14 protein-coding genes are annotated in these 23,361 nt (G+C 64.7%); 11 read left to right on the top strand and 3 right to left on the bottom strand.

Annotated features, from left to right (window positions below):
• Positions 1-19: 19 nt before the first annotated feature.
• Positions 20-247 carry a helix-turn-helix domain-containing protein gene (locus LOC60_RS00885; protein ID WP_230020829.1) on the bottom strand — a complete coding sequence of 76 codons (228 nt, stop codon included), beginning with the start codon at positions 245-247 and terminating at the stop codon, positions 20-22.
• 197 nt (positions 248-444) lie between these two features.
• Between LOC60_RS00885 and LOC60_RS00880 the strand changes: the two genes are divergently transcribed.
• From LOC60_RS00880 to LOC60_RS00865, 4 genes are all read left to right on the top strand, one after another.
• On the top strand, positions 445-1,107 hold the full coding sequence (locus tag LOC60_RS00880) for an SAF domain-containing protein (RefSeq protein ID WP_230020827.1): 663 nt from the start codon (positions 445-447) through the stop codon (positions 1,105-1,107).
• A complete protein-coding gene (locus LOC60_RS00875) occupies positions 1,104-2,408 on the top strand; it encodes an AAA family ATPase (RefSeq protein WP_230020825.1) in 1,305 nt (434 codons plus the stop codon). Before LOC60_RS00880 ends, LOC60_RS00875 begins: the two co-directional genes overlap by 4 nt.
• 84 nt (positions 2,409-2,492) lie before the next feature.
• The gene (locus LOC60_RS00870) at positions 2,493-7,331 is read left to right on the top strand and encodes an NAD-glutamate dehydrogenase (RefSeq protein ID WP_230020824.1); all 4,839 of its coding nucleotides are present in this window, start codon (positions 2,493-2,495) and stop codon (positions 7,329-7,331) included.
• Positions 7,332-7,343: 12 nt separating this feature from the next.
• Positions 7,344-8,825 carry a sensor histidine kinase gene (locus LOC60_RS00865; protein ID WP_230020823.1) on the top strand — a complete coding sequence of 494 codons (1,482 nt, stop codon included), beginning with the start codon at positions 7,344-7,346 and terminating at the stop codon, positions 8,823-8,825.
• A 103-nt stretch (positions 8,826-8,928) separates the two neighbouring features.
• Here LOC60_RS00865 and LOC60_RS00860 read toward each other — a convergent pair whose 3' ends face one another.
• On the bottom strand, positions 8,929-9,177 hold the full coding sequence (locus LOC60_RS00860) for a WhiB family transcriptional regulator (RefSeq protein ID WP_055239553.1): 249 nt from the start codon (positions 9,175-9,177) through the stop codon (positions 8,929-8,931).
• A 304-nt stretch (positions 9,178-9,481) separates the two neighbouring features.
• Here LOC60_RS00860 and LOC60_RS00855 point away from each other — a divergent pair, with 304 nt between their 5' ends.
• Complete coding sequence (locus LOC60_RS00855) at positions 9,482-9,904, top strand: hypothetical protein (RefSeq protein WP_230020820.1); 423 nt, start codon at positions 9,482-9,484, stop codon at positions 9,902-9,904.
• Here the strand turns inward: LOC60_RS00855 and LOC60_RS00850 are convergent.
• Entirely contained in the window at positions 9,879-13,898 is a 4,020-nt protein-coding gene (locus LOC60_RS00850; protein WP_230020819.1) for an FtsK/SpoIIIE domain-containing protein, read from the bottom strand. The genes LOC60_RS00855 and LOC60_RS00850 overlap by 26 nt on opposite strands.
• Before the next feature lie 354 nt (positions 13,899-14,252).
• Between LOC60_RS00850 and LOC60_RS00845 the strand changes: the two genes are divergently transcribed.
• The 6 genes from LOC60_RS00845 (at position 14,253) to LOC60_RS00820 (ending at position 23,328) form a co-directional block, all read left to right on the top strand.
• Positions 14,253-16,262 (top strand): acyltransferase family protein, encoded by a 2,010-nt coding sequence (locus LOC60_RS00845; protein WP_230020818.1) that lies wholly within the window; start codon positions 14,253-14,255, stop codon positions 16,260-16,262.
• A 129-nt stretch (positions 16,263-16,391) separates the two neighbouring features.
• Positions 16,392-17,579 (top strand): UDP-galactopyranose mutase, encoded by a 1,188-nt coding sequence (gene glf, locus LOC60_RS00840; protein WP_230020817.1) that lies wholly within the window; start codon positions 16,392-16,394, stop codon positions 17,577-17,579.
• Positions 17,576-19,582, top strand: a complete 2,007-nt coding sequence (locus tag LOC60_RS00835; protein ID WP_230020816.1) for a glycosyltransferase — start codon at positions 17,576-17,578, stop codon at positions 19,580-19,582. Before glf ends, LOC60_RS00835 begins: the two co-directional genes overlap by 4 nt.
• A gap of 2 nt (positions 19,583-19,584) precedes the next feature.
• Positions 19,585-20,457 carry an ABC transporter permease gene (locus tag LOC60_RS00830; RefSeq protein ID WP_230020815.1) on the top strand — a complete coding sequence of 291 codons (873 nt, stop codon included), beginning with the start codon at positions 19,585-19,587 and terminating at the stop codon, positions 20,455-20,457.
• Positions 20,458-20,460: 3 nt separating this feature from the next.
• Positions 20,461-21,186, top strand: a complete 726-nt coding sequence (locus LOC60_RS00825) for an ABC transporter ATP-binding protein (RefSeq protein WP_230020814.1) — start codon at positions 20,461-20,463, stop codon at positions 21,184-21,186.
• Positions 21,187-21,288: 102 nt separating this feature from the next.
• A complete protein-coding gene (locus tag LOC60_RS00820) occupies positions 21,289-23,328 on the top strand; it encodes a DUF6541 family protein (RefSeq protein ID WP_230020813.1) in 2,040 nt (679 codons plus the stop codon).
• Positions 23,329-23,361: the final 33 nt, after the last annotated feature.

Raw genomic sequence — 23,361 nt, 5'->3', positions numbered from 1 at the left:
CCGGCGCCCGGCTCAGCTCCTAAGAGGTCTCCCCTACCGGAATACCCTGCCGGACGGCTGCAGCCGACTTCCGGTAGGCCCGGGAAATATAGTCCTCAAGCTGCTGCGACTCGACCCGCCACTGGCCCCGGCCGCCGATCTGAATGGCGGGGAGTTCTCCGCTGCGGACAAGGGCGTACGTCTGTGAGGAGGATATGTTCAGCACCTCGGCGACATCTGCCAGCGTCAGGAATCTCTTCTCGCCCACGGCACTCACCTTTCGCACCGCACCACTGCGGCTTGCACCCGTTGTATACCAGCAGCACCAGTGTGGCACCAGCAGGATCGTGCTTACGGGTTATCCACAGATTCGACTTTCCTCGAAACCACCGTTTCCTTCTCCCCGGGCTTCCTCCACAATGGCCCCATCGAGGGCCCCGTACGGGGCAGGGGGAACGGGGGAGCATGAGCCTGCATCTAACCGACCGTGTATCGGGTGAAGAACCGGCCGCGGCACGGTTGCGCAAGCCGTCATGGCGGGATCCCCGGCTCCTGCTGGGAATACTCCTGGTACTGGGTTCCGTTGCCGGGGTCGTCACTTTGGTGGACAGCGCCGACCGGACCACGGAGGTTTATGCAGCAAAGCGCGACATTCCTCCGGGCACGCCGGTCCGGGCCGAAGACCTGCATCCGATCCCGGTCCGGCTTGGCAATGCAGAGCAGCTGTACCTGCCGGTTGCTGCAGGCATACCGGAGAACGCCGTCGCAGGTGCAGCACTGCGTGCCGGCGAACTGGTGGCAGGCTCCTCGCTGATTGAAGCGGACTCGCTGGACCGCAAGCCGGTGGGACTGCGGGTGGAGGATCCGCTGCCTGCCAGCACCGACGCCGGATCACGCGTGGACATCTGGGCCGCCATGCCCAACGCGCGGAACGGATTCGACGAGCCGGAACAGCTGATTGAAGCCGCGGAAATATCGGAGCTGACCGTCACCGAGTCTGCCCTGGGCGCCAGCCGCAGCACGGAACTGCTGGTCCTGGTTGACGATTCGGACCTCCCGCTGCTGTTGAGCGCCCTGTCCAACCAGGCGAAGATCACGGTGGTCCACAACCCTTCTCCGGGCTCGTGAACATCCCCGTTGCCACCGTAGGCGCCGCTACCGCCGGTGCCCTCGACGGCTTGGAACGCCTGCAGGGCCCGGTCACCGTGGTCCGGCGGTGCACGGAGCTGACGGAGCTCGTGGCCGTCTCGCAAAGCGGCATTGTTCGGGCAGCCGTGGTGGCCGACGAGGCGGGCGACCTTACTGCAGCACTGGCGGAACGGCTCGCCGCTGCCGGCGTTGCCCTCGTGGCACTTACGGATGATTCGAGCCTCCGGCTGCGGCTGGACGCCATGCGGATCGTGAATGCCCCAGGTTCAGTGGACCCGGGAGCGCTCGCAGACCTGATTGCCGTTGCCGTACAGGCGCTGGAGCAGGCCGGGGACGGCGCGGGTACGGCAGGCGGCAACGCGCTCGCCGACCCGGCGGCTGCCTTCGGACCAGGTGCCGCGGGGCCGGAACCGGAAGGCGCTGCGGAACCGGAGGGGCGCAGGGGTGTCGTCACCGCTGTCTGGGGTCCGGCCGGAGCGCCGGGCAGGACAACGCTGGCCGTCAACCTGGCTGCCGAAGCGGCTGCCGCCGGCGCACGGGTGCTGCTTATCGACGCCGACACGTACGGCTCCAGCGTGGCTGTCAGCCTCGGTCTCCTCGACGAATCCGCCGGGCTGGCACAGGCCTGCCGCCTCGCCGACCAGGGAATGCTCGACGACGCCGCGCTGCACAGGATCTCGGCCAGTGTCTCCCTCCGGGGGCACCGGCTGGCAGTGCTTACCGGTATCACCCGTTCCGACCGGTGGGTCGAGCTGCGCCCCGCTGCCCTCTCGGGCGTCCTGGAAGCGGCGCGCCGGGTGGCGGACCTGACCATCGTCGACTGCGGGTTCTCCCTGGAGACAGACGAGGAGCTGAGCTTTGACACCATGGCCCCGCGCCGCAATGCCTCCACCCTCCTGATGCTCGAGGCGGCGGACACGGTCTACGCGGTCGGGGCGGCCGACTCGGTCGGAGTTCCCCGCCTGGTCCGCGCCCTTTCGGACCTGGCCGATGCGGTCCCGGGACTCGAGCCGAGGGTCGTCCTCAATAAGGTTCGGGCCTCGTCAGTGGGCCGGGAGCCCCGGAGCCAGCTGCGGGGGGCCTGGGAAAGGTTTGGGCCGGGAGGGGAAATCGCTGCCTTCCTTCCTGCCGACTACGACGCCGCCGATGCCTCCCTGCTCTCCGGAACGGCGCTGCTGGAGACCGCGCCGGCGTCGGCGCTCCGCACCTCCATAGCCGAGCTTGCAGGCGTGCAGGTGGCCGGCCGCCGCCGCGGCGCACTCCGGCCACGGGCAAAGTGACCTTTGGCGTATTCGCGGCTAGGCTCGTTAGGAACAGGCTGCAACGGAGCAGGCGGACGTAAGTACTATCGGAGGCGTATTACATTGTCGTCAGGGTCCCGCATCGCGGATCTTTTCAGTTCGGACACTTCCCTGGATGAATTCATCGGGAACTACTACGAGCATCTGGCGCGTGAAGATGCCCAGGGCTATGCTCCGCCGGTCCTCAGGGAGCGGGCCCAAAAGCACATGGAACTGGCGCTAAGCCGCGCGGAAGGCACCGCCGCCGTCGAGATAGTGGACCAGGGCGACACCAGCATCATCCTCATCGTCACCGATGACATGCCCTTCCTTGTTGACTCGGTTACCGCGGAGGTAGTGCGCCGCAACGCCGCCATCCGCCTCGTGGTACACCCCATTTTCCTCGCCACGCGGGAGCCCCGGACCGGTGAACTGCAGCAGGTACAGCGGGTTCCCGCAGCCGCCGGCGTCTCCAGCGGCGACACCGCAGCCATGCCGAACCTGGCAGCCCTTCTGGGAAGCAACGGCGGTACCACCAAGGTGGAATCCTGGATAGCCATAGAGGTTGCCCGGATCACCGACGAGGGCAAGCGCTCCGAACTGGTCGAAGGCCTGCAGAAAGTGCTGGGAGACGTCCGGGTTGCGGTATCCGACTGGTCCGCCATGCGGGCCAAGGTGCACGAGGTTGCCCGGTCGCTGGAGACGGTGCCCGGTGCCCGGGACATTCCGGACCTGCAGCAGGCACGTGAACTGCTGTCCTGGCTGGACAACGGCAATTTCACTTTCCTTGGCTACCGCGAATACGACCTCATCACCGAAGACGGGGAAGACGCGCTTCGCCCCACTGAAGACAGCGGGCTGGGTCTGCTGCGCCTGCATTCCACGCGGCGGGTGCAGCGCCTGACCGGCGCGGGCCGTGCAAAGGCACGCGAAAAGCGTGCCCTGGTCATCACCAAAGCGAACTCCCGGTCCACCGTGCACCGGCCCGCCTACCTCGACTACCTCGGGGTCAAGCGGTTTGACGAACAGGGCAATGTCAACGGCGAACGCCGCTTCATCGGGCTCTTCGCCACCGGCGCCTACACCGGCTCCGTCCGCAGCATCCCGATTGTCCGGGACAAGGTCCGCGACGTGATGCGCACCTGCGGTTTCCCTGCCGATTCGCACTCGGGCAAGGACCTGCTCTCCATCCTCGAAACCTACCCCCGCGACGAACTCTTCCAGATTGACCCCTCAACGCTGCTGGACACCTCCCTGGCCATCCTTCGCCTGCAGGAGCGGCGCCGCACCAGGCTGTTCCTCCGGCCGGATATCTACGGCCGGTTCATGTCCGCCATCGTCTTCCTGCCCCGCGACCGGTACACCACCCCGGTCCGGCTCCGGATCCAGGACGAACTGCGGTCCACTTTCAACGCCGTGTCCATCGATTACGAGGCACGGATGACGGAGTCCGCCCTTGCGCGGCTCTTCTTCCGGATCCGGCTTCCCCGCGGCCAGGAAATCACCGACGTCGACGCCGCCGCGCTTGAGGCACGGCTGGTGCAGGCCACCCGGTCCTGGGGCGAGGGCATCGAAGAGGTCGTCCGCACCAAGTTCTCCCGTCCGGAAGCGGAAAAACTCTCCGCACTCTGGGTTGATGCCTTCCCGGCCGCCTACCGGGTGGCCTACGAGGTGGAGGATGCCCTGGAGGACATCGCCCGCTTCGAGGCGCGGCTCGCCCGCCCGGAAACCGCTCCGGAACTGTTCGTCTACATCCCGTCCACCACGGACGGTGACGGTCCCGAGGACGCGCGCCTGAAGCTTTACCTGACCGAGCCGAAGTCGCTGACCCAGATCCTGCCGTTCCTGCACAACCTGGGCCTGGAAGTGCTGGACGAACGCCCCTTCGAAATCCGTCGGGCGGACGGCACGGGCTTCCACCTTTACGACCTGGGCCTGGTGTACCCCGCCGGCATCGATCCGCTGCAGACCGGCTCCCTGCTGGCCGAAGCCTTCGGTGCCGGTTTGTCCGGGACCGCGGAGTCCGATGCCTTCGACCGGCTGATCCTGCAGCAGGGACTGCGCTGGCGCCAGGTGGTCATCCTGCGGGCGTACGCAAAGTACATGCGGCAGGTCGGCACGGCAAACTCCTACGGCTTCGTAGCCGGAACACTGCTGTCGAACCCGGATGTCGCGCGGGCCCTGATCGCGTTGTTCGAAGGGCGCTTCGATCCGGACCTGACGGAGGAGGAACGCCGGGCCGCCGTCGAGCAGGCAGGTGCCGCTCTGGAAAGCGGACTGGAGCAGGTGCCGACGCTCGACGCCGACCGTGTCCTGCGGACCTTTGCCACCCTGATCAACGCCACCCTGCGCACCAACTTCTACCAGGACAAGCCGTACGTCAGTTTCAAGCTGAACACCGGTGCGATCGACGGTGCTCCGTTCCCGCGCCCCAAGTACGAAATCTGGGTCTACTCCCCGCGGGTGGAAGGCGTGCACCTGCGCTTCGGTGAAGTGGCCCGCGGCGGGCTGCGCTGGTCCGACCGGCGCGAGGACTTCCGCACCGAAATCCTGGGGCTGGTCAAGGCACAGACGGTCAAGAACGCCGTAATCGTGCCGACCGGTGCCAAGGGCGGGTTCTATGCAAAGAAGCTGCCCGACCCCGCAGTCGACCGCGGCGCATGGATGGAAGAGGGAAAGAACAGCTACCGCACCTTCATCCGCGGACTGCTGGACCTGACCGACAACCTTGTGGTCAAGGAATCCGGCGAGGAAGTCGTGCCGCCGGAACGCGTGGTCCGCCATGACGGCGACGACAGCTATCTCGTGGTCGCCGCGGACAAGGGCACGGCGTCGTTCTCCGATATCGCCAACTCCATCTCCGCCGAGTACGGCTTCTGGCTCGGCGACGCGTTCGCCTCGGGCGGGTCGGTGGGCTATGACCACAAGGCCATGGGCATTACCGCCCGCGGCGCCTGGGAGTCGGTCAAACGGCACTTCAGCGAACTGGGCATCGATACCCAGAGCCAGGACTTCACGGTCGTGGGCGTGGGTGACATGAGCGGCGACGTGTTCGGCAACGGCATGCTGTTGTCCGAGCACATCAAACTGGTGGCGGCCTTCGACCACCGGCATATCTTCCTGGATCCCAACCCCGACGCCGCCCGGTCCCACGCCGAACGGCAGCGCCTTTTCGAGCTGCCGCGCTCGTCCTGGGCCGACTACGACGAGTCCCTGATCAGCGCCGGCGGCGGGATCTTCCCGCGCCAGTCCAAGAGCATCCCGCTCTCGGCCGAGGTCCGCGAGGTGCTGGGCCTGCCCGGCTCCGCAACCAGGATGAGCCCCCCGGAGCTGCTGAAAGCGATCCTGACGGCACCCGTCGATCTGCTTTACAACGGTGGTATCGGCACCTACGTAAAGTCTTCCGCCGAGAGCTCGGCGGACGTGGGAGACAAGGCCAACGACGCCATCCGGGTGGACGGCCGCGACCTGCGGGTAAAGGTGGTCGGCGAAGGCGGAAACCTGGGCATGACCCAGCGTGGACGCATCGAGGCGGCCCGCGCCGGTGTCATCCTCAATACCGACGCGATCGACAACTCGGCGGGTGTGGACTGCTCCGACCACGAAGTCAACATCAAGATCTTCGTGGACCGGATGGTCGCAGCCGGGCGGCTGGACCCGCAGGAGCGTGCGGAGTTCCTGCACTCGATGACCGACGAAGTGGGGCATCTGGTCCTGCAGGACAACATCGACCAGAACATGCTGCTGCTCAATGACCGGCAGCGCGTCCTGGAAACCAGCCCAAGCTTCGAGCGGCTGATGGACTGGCTCGAAGAACACGCGGACCTGGACCGGCAGCTCGAGGCGCTGCCGACCAATGACGAGCTGCACGCACGTATCGCGGCCGGGGAAGGCCTGACCTCTCCCGAGCTGGCCGTGCTCGCCGCGTACGCCAAGATCGAGCTCACGAAGGCGCTGACCCGCTCGAACCTGGCCGACGACCCGTACTTTGCGGGCACCCTGCGCCGGTACTTCCCGAAGCAGATCGTGGAGCGTTTCGGCGACCAGCTGGACACCCATCCGCTGCGCCGCGAAATCATCTCCACTGTGGTGGCCAATGACATGATCAACATCGGCGGCATCACCTTCGCCTTCCGGGTCATCGAGGAAACCTCCGCCACCGAAGCGGAGGCTGCCCGCGCCTTCACCGCCCTGAGGGAAATCTACGGTTTCGACAAGGTCCTTGCCGAACTCGGCAGCCTGCCTGCGGACTTCCCCACGCAGACCTGGTCCATGGTCCACCTGGACCTGCGTCGGCTGCTGGACCGCGCCGTGCGCTGGTTCGTCAACCACGTGGGCCGGGGAACCACAATTGCCGAAGACATTGAGGCATTTCGGCCTGTGCTTCAGCCGCTGTTCGCCGATCTGGGCCGGTACCTCTGCGGCTCGGACGCGGAGCGGGTGGAAGCAATGCAGCAGAAGGCACGGGAGCTGGACATCCCGAAGGACCTGGGCAGGTACTGGGCCGAGCAGTTCGAGTCCTTCGGCCTGCTCGATGTAGTCCGGGCCAGCAAGGGAACCGATGAGCCGGCTGCCGCAGTGGCGGGCGTGTACTACGCCGTCTACGACCGGTACGACATCGATAACCTGCTGAACCGGATCACCAACCTGCCCCGCGAGGACAGGTGGCAGTCGCTGGCCCGCGCTGCCCTGCGGGACGACCTGTACTCCACAGTGGCCGACATGACCGTGGCCGTCCTGGAAGCAACCCCTGACCGGGCCGGTACCGATCCGGGGGAGCGGCTGCACATCTGGGAGCAGGAGAACGCCGACCACCTTGGGCGCGCTTCGAAGATGTTCAACGAAGTGAACCAACTCGAGCAGGATGACATGGCATCCCTTTCGGTTGCGCTTCGCCTGCTCCGTTCCATCGTCCGCCGCTAGTCCGGGGTCTCAGTGGCAATCTTTACCGATCCGATCAAGGACCACGCGGACTTCGGCCCGGGCGACGCCGAGTGGCTGCACCTGCTGGTGGGGGACTGGCAGCTGGTTGCCGACCTTGCCTTCGCCGATCTGGCGCTGTGGTTCCCCGTGCCCGACGGCGGCTACGTGGCGTTGGCGCATGCCCGCCCGTCGACGTCGCACACGGTGTTCCACAGCGACTTTGTCGGCGAACGGATCCGCGCAGACCTGCACCCGCTGGTGGATGCCGCCTGGCAAAGCCAGCACATCGAGCGGTCCAGCGAAACCAGCTGGACCGCTGAAACAGCCATGCGGGTTGAGGCAATTCCCTTCGTCCGCAACGGCCGGACCCTGGCCGTGGTGACCTCGCACATGGACCTGTCCAGCTCCCGGATGCCGTCGCGCCTGGAACTGACCTACCGGCAGTGTGCCTACGATCTGCTCCGCATGGGAACGCTGGGCCTTTGGCCCGACTTTGCCACGCCTACCGGATCGCGCCGGGGTGCCCCCCGCGTGGGTGATGGCCTGATCCGGCTCGACGCCGAAGGGATCGTGCAGTACGCCAGCCCCAACGGTGTTTCCGCTTTCCGCCGGCTTGGCGACATGGAAACGCTCGAGGGGCGCTCCCTGGCGGAGATCACCACGGCGCTGCTCAAGGACCGCCGCATGGTGGACGAGACGCTCCCGCTGGTGGTCACCGGAAGGATGCCGTGGCGGACGGAAATCGAGTCCCGCGGCGTCAGCCTCTCCCTGCGTGCCATCCCGCTGCGGGACGAGAAGGAGCGCTTCGGTGCCCTGGTGCTTTGCCGCGACGTCTCGGAACTGCGCCGCCGCGAAATGGAACTGGTGTCGAAGGACGCCACCATCCGGGAAATCCATCACCGGGTGAAGAACAACCTCCAGACAGTCGCGGCGCTGCTGCGTATGCAGTCGCGCCGGATGGAGAGTGAAGAAGGCAAGCTGGGCCTGGCCCAGGCCATGCGCCGGGTTTCCACGATTGCCCTGGTGCACGAGACCCTGTCCCAGGGCCTGACGCAGAACGTGGACTTCGACGAGCTGATCGACCGCCAGTTCAGGTTGTCGGCCGAGGTTGCCTCGCCGACGCAGGAGGTCAGGACCCGCCGCGAGGGGTCCTTCGGCGAGCTCCCGAGTGACCTGGCCACGCCGTTGGCCCTGGTGATCAACGAATTGGTGACCAACGCCGTCGAACACGGGCTGGCGGGCCGCCGCGGGACCGTGGGGCTGGCTGCCCAGCGGCACGGCAAGGCGGGCCGTGAAGAACGGCTGACCGTGACAGTGACTGACGACGGCGTGGGCCTGCCGCCGGGTCCGCGGCGGGAGGGCCTGGGCCTGCAGATTGTCCGGACACTGGTCCAAAGCGAACTGGACGGCACCATTGAGTGGTCGGCAGGCGAGGGCGGCGGCACGGAAGTCCGGATCGAGATGGGCCTGGATACCGAATACCGCCGTACCTAAATACCGGCGTAGGCGACGCTGTTGGGGAAAGATTCCCGGTACGGCAAAGGGCCGCTGCCAATGGCAGCGGCCCTTTGCCGTCCGGCGTTGCAGCCGGGGTTAATTAGGAGGCGCGACGTGCGCGGGCTGCGCGGCGCTTCAACGCGCGGCGTTCGTCTTCGCTCATGCCGCCCCATACGCCGGCGTCCTGGCCGGTCTCGATGGCCCACTGTAGGCAGGTGTCGATGACCGGGCAGCGCCGGCAAACACTCTTGGCTTCTTCGATCTGAAGAAGAGCCGGGCCGGTATTGCCCACGGGAAAGAAAAGCTCCGGATCTTTATCCAGGCAAGCTGCGCGGCTCCGCCAATCCATGTTGATCACTATCTCCTCTGAAAAGTTGACTCCTACGTGTTTGTGAAAACATTCACGAGCAACTACAAACTAAAGGGGCCGGTTTCGGCCCCTGATTTCCCTCTTACTAGCGTGGCACGTCCGGCCAAAGCAAACAAGGGGTAACAAGCGGAAAATATGCCCATGGGGCTGAGGGATACATCACAGTTCCTGTGTGGCGGAGGCTCCGGAATTGCCATTACATTCCTGTTCCGGAGGGCGCGGACAGGTCACCGAGGGCTTCCTGCGTGGCTCCCCGGGCGACTATGTCCGGTATTCTGCCAGTGTGTCAACACCACAAAACCCTCCCTCCGTGCGGCGTGCCCCCGCGGTCCTTGCCATCGCCGCCGTGCTCGTACTCGAAGCCCTATGCCTGCTAGGTTTCGCGGCGTGGTACGGCTACCAGCTGGTGACTTCCACGCCGTTGTCCATGGGAGGCGCCATCTTCACCCTGGTCTTCGCCGTGGCCCTCGCCGTATGGCTCCTGGCGGTGGGGCATTTCTTTTTCCGCGGTTACAGGTGGACCCGCTCCGCAGCACTGGTCTGGCAGCTTTTCATAGTCATTCTGGCCGTTCCAACGCTGCAGGCAGGATTGGTTCCGGCAGGCCTCGGGTTGCTGCTGCCTGCTGCGGCGGTCCTGCTGCTGCTGTTCACGAAGCCGGTCCTGGCACACACGACCAGACTCACGGACAGCGGTAAGACGTACTAGGGGTTTCTTCGGCAGGCTGGAAGGCGGTCTGCGCCTCCGTGACCGTAGTTCCCTCGACGAGAAAGCATCGCCCTGGGGGTAAGCGGGTCTCAAGCGCCAGACGAACCCCCAATATCTCCCCTTCTGCACCCGTAGACGGCTGCAGAAGTGCCCCGCGGGGCGCCGATCGAACGTGCGCGGCAAGTGGGACGCGCGTGCTGATCTGGTGTCCGGAGAGAGCCGCCAGGACCAGCCGTGCACCTCTGGCCTGGACGGCAGCCAACTGTTGGTGCTGGCGGGATCCGAGCAGATCTGCGTCATCAATGAGCAGCAGAACCTGGCTCAGGTCTCTTTCCTCTGTGGTGAGGCGGGAACAGAGTTCCTCCAGAACCGTGCCGCCGAGCGGAAAATGACACTCCAGACTGGGCGGGGAACCATTCAGCAGTTGACGGAGAAACGCTGTTCGTCCGGATCCTGCCTGCCCGGCCACAAGGAAGACTGAACGCGGTGGAACCCTGACGTATGCAGGGTCCAGTTCATCGCCGGACACGCCGACGGGTATTCTGTCCGGACGCTCAGGAAAGCTACCAGCAGCCAGCCTGCCGGCGAGTTCATCCCCCGAGAGAAACTGCGGAAGCGCAGCGACGCGGTGGGGCAACGGACAGCCCGGGGGCAGCGGAGAAAACTTTCGAGCGGCCGCAGCGGGAGGTGCAACCAGCTGCGACACGGAACCCGGTTCACCGGCGATCCGTCCCATTGCGAGTGCCCTTCCGCGGACGGGCTCCATTGCCGGGAGCCGTGGCCACCTAAGCAGGGATTCCGCACTGGCTTCGGCGGGAAAATAAAGCCGGTTCGGGATTGAGGGAAAGAACGCGGCGCTTATCAATTCCCGGTCGCCGGCCACAACAACGGCGATACCGCCGCGCTCACCGTCCCGGACCAGATCGAAAAGGGCGTCTTCCGCCCATTCCCGACGGCTGGCACGGAATGCCGAGACCCATCGTCCCCAGCCGGTGATCAGCACTGTGGTTTCAACGGACCGCGCCGACGAGTGCGCCCACGTGCCGGAGGGGTCGCTGCCCTGCGCGTCCAGGAAAGTGCCCTCGCCGAGGTAACGCAGAATCCGGGATGCCCGTTTGACTTCGCCGGGGTGTGCATACGCGCCCACCTGCGGTGCCCCGGCCGCCCAGGAGAGGTGGCCGTCCCCGTCCAGGATATAGAGGTGATGGTCCGGCAGCGTTCCCAGCAGAAGGGTGGCAATAAGGTCCATCCCGTCTGCAGCCCCTGCACGGGTTGTTCCGAGAATGGCGAGGTGGGAATCGGCGGCAGGGGACCAGCACAGCGGTTTAAGGCACTGATCATCCGGTTCGTCCCGCAGACCGAGCACGAGCCCGTCCGCGCGATGCGTTTCCGGCAGGCACCGCCGCAATCCGTCCGCATCCAAATGGCGGGGCAGGGGCTCGGCGACCGGAGGCCGGGGTACCGGGCACGAGGCCGTGACCGCGGCGCTCCGGATGTCTGCACAGATACGGTCCAATAGCCCGTCCTGTGCTTCCGGGGGGCGGGGAGGAGCGGAAGTGCTCATAAGGAAATCAGTGAAGTATCTGACCGGCCGGGGTCTGGTGCCGGGTTTCAGGCTGGTGGAAAGGGCCTGAAAAGGCATAGGAGCGGAACCGGCAATTCTGACGTAGGCCCGTCCCGGCAACGTGGCCGGTATCAGGGACGCCGCGTCCGTCCCGATAACGTCGCGGGATTCGGCGGCAGACTGCACCCGGAGGGCAACACTGCTGGCGATGTTTGCGCGGATATCCGAGGTCACGGCACCCTGCGGCCGTTGAGTGGCCAAAAACAGGCTGATTCCCAGGGACCGGCCGATGGCCGCTATGCGAAACAGTTCAGGGAGCGCAGTAGGAACCGTGTCGGCCAGCATACGGAACTCATCGACGATTACGAGCAGCCGGGGCAGGGCCTGGTCAGGCGGGGCCGAGCGGTTGTAGCCCGCAAGATCTTCAGCACCGACCTGAGCGAAAAGCCTTTCCCTTCTGCGTACCTCGGCACGTAAGGAAACGAGGGCCCGTGCAACATGCTCCGCCGAGAGATCGGTAAGCAAGCCCACGGTGTGGGGCAGCCGGTGTAGGGGGCCAAGGCCTGAACCGCCCTTGAAATCGATCAGCAGAAAGTTGATCTGCGATGGTGACCTGCAGGCAGCAAGGGCAGTCACGAGACTGCGCAGGAATTCGGACTTCCCCGAACCGGTTGTCCCTGCGGCGAGGAAGTGCGGCCCGTGCGCGTCGAGGTCCAGGTCATACACGCCGGAGGGACCAATACCGATTGGTGCGGCAGCTGAGGCATCCCGGGCGTGCTCGCGCCACCGGGCTGTCACCGACGCCGGATCGGTGTCCACTACGCTGCAAAAAGGGACCGCTTGGGGAAGGGAACGCGGCGGTCGTCGTGCGGGTCCTGCAGTACCCGCAGCAAGTCCCCTGGCAATGCGTTCGAAAGGCCGGACACCAACAAGGTCAGGACAAAAGACCAGGGAAGCGTCTTCCGTCGCCTTGGTGCCATGGCCGGGACTAAGCGTGACAACGGACTGGGCCGCACCCCCGGTCCCGAAGCCGATAACACTCACCGCACCGGACGTGTGCTGAGCCAGGTCTGCCTCCAAGGGGGCCCGCAGCGCCGCCCAGGCACCCAGGAGACACACCACGACAGCCGGGTCCCGGGCGGTGCCGCTTTCGGCCAGGAGGCTTAGCACGCGCTCACGAACCCGTCTGAGGCCCGCCTCGCTGTCTGCGGGCGGAAACGGCATGGACAATAGTGCAGCCCCCGGCAGGAAGCGTATGCCCAGGGGAAGATCGGCCTCGTGACCGAGGCATAGAAAGCGAAGGCCCGGATAGGTGCCGCTGCTGCCACCCAGCTGAAGCAGGACAGTCCGCGCGAGTGCGCCGACTTCCGGTGCCGAGCCGCGGACGATTACACCGGGGTGCTGATCCAGATCGAGCATGACCGGAGCATTCGGGATCATCGGGGGAGTGAACCCAGGTTTTCCAGGGACGGTTTCCACGTTCGCGGGCTGGTCGCCCAAACCGATCCTCAGCAGGGGGAAGGTCCTGCGGACCTGGGTGCCTGTTCCGCCACCGGCCGTGCCGGGTAACTCCGCGCTGTTGCCGTCAGGCGGCCGGGCGAAGGCGCGGAGGGCAAGGACGCCCGGATCCGGTGCCGATCGGAACCTCCGCTCGATATCAGTGTCGACTGCCGCCGCGACGGCCGCGCGGTTGCGTTTCTGCCTACGGCGGATACCGGCGGCTGCCAGTACTCCGGTGACCGCCGAGAGGGTGCTGAATGCCAGGAAAATCCACATTCCGGTGGTCAGCGCCATGACGATCCCGAGGACCAGCGGAAGCAGGGAACCGACAAGCAGCATCCCGCTCTTCTGGCCGTCTTCGGTGCGGACCTTCAACGGTTCAGTCAGGGCGTTCGTAGCCGCAGTATTACTGCCCTGCGGCCCCGACGAGACGGCAATGCGGCAGAGGCTGTATCCGAAGCGGAGCTCCGTCCCGGCGTCGACCCGGGCTGACGGTGTCCGCCGGCCGTTGACCCATGTTCCATTGGCCGACCTGAGGTCACGTACCCCTATCGTCTCCCTGCCGACCCTCAACTCGCAGTGCCTGCGGGACAGCGCAGGATCCGAGATCCGGATCTCGGCCGCGTCCTCCCGCGGGCGCCCGCCGCCACCGGCACGGCCGATTGTGTAGGTACCTCGTGCGAGGGCAAAAACCAGCCCTGCGTCCGGTCCGCTGCTCACCACGAAGAACAGCTGTCCCGGCAGCTGCCGTCTTCCGGGAGGGACTGACCCCGGAGGGGACGCCAGAATCACGCACCCGCCGATAAACGGCGGCTGCCCCGGCTCCAACTGCGTCAACAGGCATCCTTCAATGCTGAAGACGGCCGCGCCGAACATTCCTTCGAGATAATCGGCAGCCAGCGCTCCGGTCGACATCAATGAGGTATCCATCACGAGTTCAGCAGGTCCGGTAGCCGCAGACAGTATGTGGCCCGGAGCAGCGGCCAATGTGAGATGAAGCAGCAACGGATCCTCCGATTCGGCGGTGACAGTGCCGCCAGCGTAGGTGCCTCCCGCGGAAAACGGGTGTCAGGGAAGCCCGTCTGTGCGTTCTTACGGTCCGCCCATGCGCTGTGGAGGTGTAGACCCGTAGAACGGCCCCAAGACCGAAGACGACGTGCCGGTCGCCCTCCCATGCGTCAGATCCATGGATCTAGGGGCAGTAGACTTTCCCGGTAAGTTATTCAGTGAAAGGCAAGTGTGTCCCAGAAGCTAGACATGGAAGCGCCTGCCGCTGGGCGTCCAGTGGCACCCCCAAAGCCTGCTTACCGCCCGGAAATCCAGGGCCTGCGCGCCCTGGCCGTGCTAATGGTCGTCACGTACCACATCTGGTTTGGGCGTGTATCCGGCGGGGTGGATATTTTCCTGCTGATCTCGGCTTTCCTGCTCTCCCTCTCCTTCATCCGCAAGGTGGAGCAGGGCAGGCCCCTCGAGCTGGGGAAGTACTGGCTGCACGCGTTTAAGCGTCTGCTTCCTGCCGTAGTTGTGGTTCTGCTCGGAACCCTGGCAGCGACGTATTTGTTCGTACCCAGATCGCGGTGGGATGAAATCCTCAGCCAGACGTGGTCCTCGCTGCTTTACTTCCAAAACTGGGTCCTCGCGGCCAACTCCGTTGACTACTACGCTGCCGACCACGGTGTTGCCAGCCCCCTGCAGCACTTCTGGTCGCTGTCCATCCAGGGACAGGTCTTCGTTCTCTGGCCCCTGCTCTTTGCCTTGGCAGCCTTCATCAGCCGGAGGGCACGCCTGAAATTCCGGGCTGTCGTCCTTCTGGTTTTCGGTGCCGTTTTCCTGGCGTCCTTCGTCTTTTCCATCATGGAAACCTACGGGAACCAGGCGCACGCCTACTTCGACACCCGGACACGGCTCTGGGAATTTGCCGTCGGCACCCTCCTCGCGCTGGCGCTGCCGTATCTGAAGTGGTTCCGCTTCGTGCGTGTCTGTGCGGGCTGGCTCGGCCTTGCCTTGATGCTCAGCGTGGGCTTTGTCCTCGATGTGCAGGGACAGTTCCCGGGATACGTGGCGTTGGTGCCGCTTGCTGCAGCAGGGCTTGTCATCGTCGCCGGCCAGACCGGCAGCCCCTTTGGTGCAGACCGGTTCCTTAGCCTGAAACCCCTGGCCAGGCTCGGCGAAATGTCCTACGCGCTCTACTTGTGGCACTGGCCGGTCCTGGTCATTTACCTGGCCTGGCGCGGCAGGCAGGAGGTCGGCGTTGTCGGCGGAACCGCCATTATTGCCCTATCCCTTGCTCTGGCCTACCTCACCACCCGGTTTGTGGAAAAACCGCTCAGGCGTTCGGCCTGGCTGGATGCCAGGTGGAGCCGGTCTTTGCTCGTCATCGCGGTCTCGCTCGCTATGGTTGCCCTGCCGGTGGCCGGGGTGCAGTATGCGATCCAGCTCCAGAACGAGAAGCTCAAGGCGGAAGCCGAAACGAATTATCCGGGTGCCAGGGTACTCATGCCGGATTACGTTGCCCCGTCCACGGAACAGGCACCGATCATGTCGGTGTCCGGAACAGAGCCCGAGCACTGGGGCCGCCTGGAACTCAGGTGCGCCGATGTGCCCGACGGCCCCGAATATCCTGCGCTGCAGGGAAGGTGCTCAAGCACCGCTAATTATGAAGACCCCGAGAAGACCATTCTTGTCATCGGCAGTTCCCATGCGCAGCAGTGGATTGAAGCAGCGGAGCCCATGGCTGAAGCGCACAATTACCGCATCGTGTCACTGTTGCTAGGTATGTGCCCTTATGGGGAATCAACGGAATCCCGGCCCCCGGAGTGCAACGAATTCAATGAAGCGGCATCCCGGTATGCCCTGGATCTGAAGCCGGACGCCGTGCTGGCCATGGGGACAGTCTCCGTCGTTGAAGGGAAAGAAGACCCCGTGGTGGAAGGCTTCCCCGAAGCAGCCCGCCAGCTAACGGAGGCGGGAATCAGCGTGGCCGCGATCAGGGATAACCCGCGGTTCGTTGACAACATGCAGTGGTGTGCAGAACAGCACGGTGGTGATTCGCCGCAATGCACTTCGGAGTTGTCTGAGCGGATGTCGCCTGTGTCCCCGTACCCGGATGCCTTCACGGATGTGCCGGAGCTTGCCTGGCTGGACTTCTCCGACTTGATCTGCCCCGACGGAACCTGCAGGCCGGTCATCGGAAATATGCATGTCTACGTGGACAACAACCACCTGACCACCAGCTACACCGCCTCGATGAGCCAGGAATTCGACCGCAGGTTCCATGCGGCACTGGGCTGGTAGGGGACCCGGACGGCACAACAGTGCCTTACGGGGGCCTAAGGGCGAAAGTGCCCGAAAAGCAATAGTCCGCTAACCTTGCATTCGGGTATGTGCCCGGATCGGCCATACCGGATCTAACAGGAGAAATAAGTGAACGTTGACCTCGTCGTCGTCGGGTCGGGCTTTTTCGGCCTCACCGTAGCCGAGCGCGCTGCAAAGGAACTGGGCCTGAAGGTCGCGGTCCTGGACCGCCGCCACCACATTGGCGGCAACGCCTACAGCGAGAACGAAGCCCAGACCGGAATCGAAGTGCACCGTTACGGCGCCCACCTGTTCCACACATCCAACGAACGGGTGTGGGAGTACGTCAACCGTTTCACCGAGTTCACCGATTACGTTCACAAGGTCTACACCAGCCATAAGGGCGAGGTGTACTCCATGCCCATCAACCTGGGCACGATCAACCAGTTCTTCCGCGCTTCGATGGGTCCGGCGGAAGCAAAGGCGCTCATCCAGGAGCAGGCCGGCGAATTGGCCGGAACCGACCCCGCCAACCTCAACGACAAGGGTATCCAGCTCATTGGACGCCCGTTGTATGAAGCGTTCATCAAGTACTACACCGGCAAGCAGTGGCAGACGGACCCCAAGAACCTGCCCGCGGAGATCATCAGCCGCCTGCCCGTCCGCTACAACTATGACAACCGGTACTTTAACGACAAGTACGAGGGCCTGCCGGTGGACGGCTACACGGCCTGGATCGAGCGGATGGCTGACCACCCCAACATCCAGGTGCACCTGAAGACCGATTTCTTCGACGACGGCCACGAGTTCTCCCGCAGCAGCACCATCGGGCAGGTCCCGGTCATCTACACCGGCGCCGTCGACCGCTACTTCGACTACGCCGAGGGCGACCTCTCCTGGCGCACGATCGACCTCGAGGAAGAAGTGCTTCCGATCGAGGACTACCAGGGCACCTCCGTGATGAACTACCCCGACGAGGATGTTCCCTACACCCGGATCCACGAGTTCCGCCACTTCCACCCCGAGCGGGACTACACCAAGGACGCCACGGTCATCATGCGCGAATACTCGCGCTTTGCCGAGAAGGGCGACGAGCCGTACTACCCGGTGAACACCGCTGAGGACCGCGCCAAGCTGCTTGCTTACCGGGACCTGGCGAAGGGCGAAAAGGATGTGCTCTTCGGCGGCCGCCTGGGCACCTACAAGTACCTGGACATGCATATGGCGATCGGTTCGGCGCTGTCGATGTTCGACAACAAGATTAAGCCCCACTTCACCGGTGGCGCGAAGCTGGAAAGCGGAGGAGTGGACGCATGAGCAACGCAACCGTAGAGCGGACGTCCGACGCGGCGGAGTCGCCCCAGACCTGGTCGACGCTCCAGCGCGTGGTTCTCCCCGAACTTGACCAGCTGGACACTGTGCCGCTGTACATGGATACCGGCAACGCCATGGGCGTCCAGCTATCCACCATGAACGGCGATGCACGGCCGGACACCTCCGGCGTCTCGGCCCCCGTGTCAGGCAAAGAGGTTCACTCCGAGGACTTCCTCTCCCGCCGTTCCACCTCCGTCCGCCCCGGCGAGCGGGTGTCCTTTGGCACCTACTTCAACGCGTTCCCCGCAAGTTACTGGCGCCGCTGGACCAATCTGGAAACGGTGCGCCTGAGCGTCCGGACCAAGGGTGCCGGTGCTGTCAGCGTGTACAAGTCCAACGCCCGCGGCTCCCTTCAGCACATGGAGACGCAGCGGGTCACGTCCAGCACCACCAGCACCTTCGACCTGAGCCTGAAGCCGTTCGGCGACGGCGGCTGGTACTGGTTCGACCTCGTCGGCGGCACCGAGGAACTCGTCCTGGAGGAAGCCGACTGGCTGGCTCCGGGGGAGCCGGTGGCCCCGGGCACGGTCACGCTCGAAATCACGACCCTGAACAAGACTGACTTCTGCATCAACAACCTGCGGATCCTGGGCGAGCACCCCGAGGCACTGGCGTGCGTCAAGGAAGTCCTGATTGTTGACCAGGGAACGCAGAAGGTAGCAGAGGCGGAAGGCTTCGCCGAGGTCGAAGCAATGCTCGGCGGCAAGCTGCGCATCATCAACCAGGACAACCTGGGCGGATCGGGCGGCTTCGCCCGCGGCATGTACGAAGCCGTGGAAAGCGGCAGCGACTACGTCCTGCTCCTGGACGACGACGTCGTGATGGAGCCCGAGAGCATCTCCCGGCTCGTCACCTTCGCTGACCGCTGCAAGACCCCCACGATTGTGGGCGGCCACATGTTCGACCTCTACAACCGTACGGTTCTGCATACGTTCGGTGAGACGGTGAACCCCTACCGCTTCCAGCCGGACCAGCCGCACGAGGACATGACCCTCGGGCACGACTTTGTCCGGTCCAACCTGCGGCACACACCTTGGCTGCACCGCCGGGTGGACGTGGATTACAACGGCTGGTGGATGTGCCTGATCCCGACCAAGGTGATCCGGGACATCGGCCTCTCCCTTCCCGTGTTCATCAAGTGGGACGACGCCGAGTACGGGCTGCGCGCCAAGAGCGCCGGTTACCCGACGGTGTCCATGCCCGGTTCCGCCGTCTGGCACGTTTCCTGGATCGACAAGGACGACCTCGTGGGCTGGCAGGCCTACTTCCACACCCGCAACCGCATGATCGCCGCGCTGATCCACAGCCCGTACGAGCACGGCGGCCGGGTTGTCCGGGAGACCAGCTACATTGACCTGAAGCACCTGATCTCCATGCAGTACTACACGGCGCAGGGCCGTGTCATGGCCCTGCGGGACCTCCTCAAGGGCCCGGAGCACCTGCACGATCTGCTGCCGACCAAGCTTCCGGAGATCCGCGGCATGGTGAAGGAGTTCAGCGACTCCCAGATCCAGCCGGGTCCCGAGGCCTTCCCGGCACCGACGATGCACAAGCCCCCGCGGCATGGCCGTGGTTTCGCCGCCCCGTCCTACACCTCGCTGGTGCCGTGGGCCGCGAAGACCGTGGTGCGCCAGCTGACCAAGAAGGTTCCGGCGTCGAGCCAGGAACACCCGCAGGCCTACGTTGCCCACCAGGACAACAAATGGTGGCGGATGTCCCAGTACGACAGTGCCGTGGTTTCCAACGCAGAGGGCACCGGTGCGTCCTGGTACAAGCGCGATCCGAAGGTCCTGCGGGAGCTTCTCGCCGAGGGTGTACGCCTGAACGCCGAGATCCTGCGGAACTGGAAGAAGCTGAGCGACCAGTACCGGGAGGCCCTTCCGGAAATCACTTCCATTGAGTCCTGGAAGAAGACCTTCGCCGCGCATTCAGAAGAGAGTAAATAGGTTTGTCCACGGATGATCTGGTTACCCCGGGCCGCGGGCTGGGCCTGGGCGATGTTTTCAGGTCCCGGTACCTGCTGAAGCTTCTGGTTTCAAAGGAGCTGAAGGTCAGGTACCGGGGGTCGATATTGGGACTTCTGTGGTCCTACGTGAAGCCCGGCGTGCAGTTCGTGGTTTTCTATATCGCACTGGGGGTGTTCCTGGGACTCGAACAGAGCCCCACGAACCAGGGCGGGTTGCCGAACTACGCCATCTACCTGTTCTCGGGCATCGTGCTGATTAACTTCTTTACCGAGGCGCTGGGTAACGCATCACGCTCGATCGTGGGCAACGGCGGGCTGATCAAGAAGATCTACCTGCCGCGGCAGCTGTTCCCCGTCGCCTCGGTGTGGGTCTCCGGGGTGCATTTCGTTCCGCAGATAGCCATCCTGCTGGTTGCCTGCGGGTTCAGCGGCTGGCGGCCGACATTGCTCCAGCTGGCCGCTGCGGTCAGCGGCTTCGTCATTGTTGCGCTGCTGGCCACCGGGCTTGGGCTCCTCTTCGGTGCGGTCAACGTTTATTTCCGCGATGCCGAGAACATCGTCGACATGCTCCTGATGATTGCCACCTGGGCTTCCCCCGTGCTGTATTCGTGGCTCATGGTCAGGGACAAGCTGGGGGAGACATTCTTCAACATCTACCAGTTGAACCCGCTGACGGTGGGAGTGGAGACCTTCCACTTCGCCTTCTGGCTGCCCACCACGGACGGCGCCGAACCCATCCCGCCGCATCTGCTGTCGGTCTGGATTCCCGTAGCGCTGGCTATTTCCGCTCTGGTGCTTTTGCTCGGCCAGCTAGTATTCCGTCGGCTTGAAGGCCGTTTCGCGCAGGAGCTCTGAACCGTGGCCAATGCCATTGAAGTCCGCAATGTAAATAAGCAGTTCGTCCTGCGTCATACCCGCTCCATGAAGGAAGCGTTCGTCTGGCTGGTCAAGGGACGCAAGGGGGACCTCTCGGAGAAGTTCCATGCCCTGAAGGGTGTCTCCCTAAGCGTCGGGCAGGGAGAAACGGTTGCCCTGCTCGGGCTTAACGGATCCGGTAAGTCCACGCTGCTGAAGCACATTTCAGGCGTTATGCGGCCCGACTCCGGATCCGTAGGGACCCGGGGGCGGGTCGCGGGACTCATCGAAGTCGGTGCCGGCTTCCACCCGGACCTCAGCGGGCGGGACAACGTGTACCTGAACGGTGCCATCCTGGGGATGAGCGAGGAGGAGATCGATGAGAAGTTCGACTCCATCGTCGAGTTCTCCGAAATCGGGCAGTTCATTGACACCGAGGTGAAGTTCTACTCCTCCGGCATGTACCTCCGCCTGGCCTTCTCCGTCGCCGTGCACACGAACCCCGAAGTCTTCCTGGTGGATGAAATCCTCGCCGTCGGTGACGAGCCCTTCCAGAAGAAGTGCATCGACAAAATCAAGGAACTCGCCGGCGAAGGCAAGACGCTTGTTGTCGTAAGCCACGACCTGGATCTCGTTTCGCGCATCTGTGAGCGGGGCGTGCTTCTCGAACACGGGCAGATTGTCATGGACGGGCCGGTGGACGACGTCGTCGCGCGGCTCCGCCGCTAACTGCGCCGCTGCGCACCCCGGCACGCGTCCGTGCCGGGGCGCGGAACCTTTAGGCAACGAGTAAAAAAACATTGAGAGTGTGGACCCGTGGACAGTAGCTGGATGAGTGTCGCTCCGGCCGTAAGCGTTGCTTTTTGCCTTCTTATCCTGCCCGGTTTCCTGGTTGTCCTCGCCGCCCGGGTCTCCCTGCGGACGGTCATTGGGCTTTCCGGAGCAGTCAGCGCATCGATCCTGGCGGTGTCCGCCGTTGTGGCCCCTTATCTGGGGCTCGAGTGGAACCTTGGAACGGTTCTGGTTGGAACTCTGGTTGCGGCGGCGCTTACCTTCCTCGTCCGCCTCCTGCTGGACCGGGCAGGCAACCGCCGGCCGGGTACTGGCGGGTCCGGTGCCGGTCATTCCGCGGCGGCACAGCATGGCCTCTCCGGGGCGCATGCCTCGGGCCGGTCGGGCGGAGGCATCGCTGCACGGGAGGCCGCCGGCCTGGCAGCCGTGGCTGTCGCCGCATGCCTGATCGGGTACCGCCTGATCCAGATATTCCAGCGGCCGGAGTTCATTTCGCAGACTGCCGACAATATCTTCCACCTGAATGTTGTCCGGTACATGCAGGAAACCGGCAGCGGATCCGCGCTGACCGCCGGCGGCGTCCAAGGCAACGGACCCGAGTTCTATCCGGCAGTCTGGCATTCAGTCGCCGCCCTGGTGGCCGATGCCGCACAGGTAGGCATCCCGGTTGCCGCCAATAGCGTCAACATTGTCATCGGCGCCATCCTGTGGCCCCTCGGCGCAGTCTTTGCCGCCCGGGTGCTTTTTGGAAACCGCCCGTTGGTGATGTTTGCGGCTGCGGTGGCTTCCTCGGCTTTCAGTGCCTACCCCTACCTGCTGGTCGACTGGGGAGTCATTTACCCCAATTTCTTCTCCATGGCGCTGGTGCTTCCCGCCCTTTCGCTTGCCGTCCTGACGCTCCGGACCCGGAAGGCGGGCCAGGCCGGCACCGAGATCCACCTCTGGCTGGTGCTGCTCGCGTGCCCCGGCCTGGCCCTGACGCATCCCAACGCGCTGCTCGTGCTGCTTGTGGCACTGCTTCCCCTTGTTTTGACGGCTTACGCGGGTTGGGTAGTTCCCCTGTGGAAGGACCGGAAGGCCACGGGCAAGGGGACCGGGAAGGTTCTCCTGTGTGCCGCCGTCGGCCTTGCCGGTGCCGCGGCCGTGTGTGTGGCGTGGATGGCGCTGCGCCCGCTTCCCGTGAAGGATTTTGCCAATACCTGGCAGCCGTACCAGACCACCGCGCAGGCCGTCGGGGAGGTCCTCCTGACCACCCACGCCGCACGCGACGCCGCGTATGCCACAGCCATCCTCGTGATCGTGGGCGCAGCAGCCATGCTCCGCGAGAAGACTGCCCGCTGGTACCTGGTCAGTTACCTGTTGATAGCAATCCTGTTCGTTTTCGCGTCCGGGGTGGAGAACTCTCCGCTGCGGACGTTCCTCACCGGCGGCTGGTATGACGACCAGAACCGGCTGGCGGCAGCACTGGCAATCCTGGCGGTTCCCCTGACCGTGAAGGGCGTGCTCGTGCTGGCCGGCGTCCTGGGCTTCGGCCTGGAGCGCATCCGCGTCCCGGCGCGGGCGGTGGCCGCTGTTTCCGGCGTGGCCGTTCTCGCAGCGCTCTTTGTCATCAGCCAGGACACTACGGTCCGCCCTGCCGTCAAGAAGGCTGCCCTGGCGTATAGCCTGGGCCCGAACTCGGACATCATGTCCACCAACGAACTGGCACTCTTTGAGCAGATCGACGAGCTGGTTCCCGAGGACGCAGCTGTGGTGGGCAACCCTTGGGACGGCAGCGCCTGGGTCTACTTTGTGTCGGGCCGTTCCGTCGTGTTTCCGCATATCCAGGCCCTGATGACACCCGATCGGGCCCTGGTGGCGTCGAGCCTGAACCAGGCCGCCGAGAACCCTGAAGTGTGTGAAGCGCTTGAAGACCTGGGGGTTGAATATGCGGTGAACAGCGGGGAACTCATCTATCTGCCCGGCAACCCGGCGAACACGGCCTACCCCGGGATCGAAGGACTGGATGAAGCACCCGGATTCGAGAAGGTGGCACAGGTGGGAACAGCCGAACTGTTCCGGATCACCGCCTGCGACTAGGCCCGGCGGGCCCGGCGGGACACCTAAAGCCCG

Source organism: Arthrobacter sp. zg-Y769 (genome assembly GCF_020907405.1).
Lineage (GTDB): Bacteria > Actinomycetota > Actinomycetes > Actinomycetales > Micrococcaceae > Arthrobacter_B.
The sequence above is the reverse complement of the archived record's forward strand: the minus strand, read 5'-3'. Positions and strand labels throughout refer to the sequence as shown.

Bases quoted from the DNA above. Each gene is read 5' to 3' on its own strand.
- LOC60_RS00880 (WP_230020827.1), top strand. From the start codon at position 445: ATGAGCCTGCATCTAACCGACCGTGTATCGGGTGAAGAACCGGCCGCG.
- LOC60_RS00860 (WP_055239553.1), bottom strand. From the start codon at position 9,177: ATGGATTGGCGGAGCCGCGCAGCTTGCCTGGATAAAGATCCGGAGCTT.
- LOC60_RS00850 (WP_230020819.1), bottom strand. From the start codon at position 13,898: ATGGATACCTCATTGATGTCGACCGGAGCGCTGGCTGCCGATTATCTC.
- LOC60_RS00835 (WP_230020816.1), top strand. From the start codon at position 17,576: ATGAGCAACGCAACCGTAGAGCGGACGTCCGACGCGGCGGAGTCGCCC.
- LOC60_RS00820 (WP_230020813.1), top strand. From the start codon at position 21,289: ATGAGTGTCGCTCCGGCCGTAAGCGTTGCTTTTTGCCTTCTTATCCTG.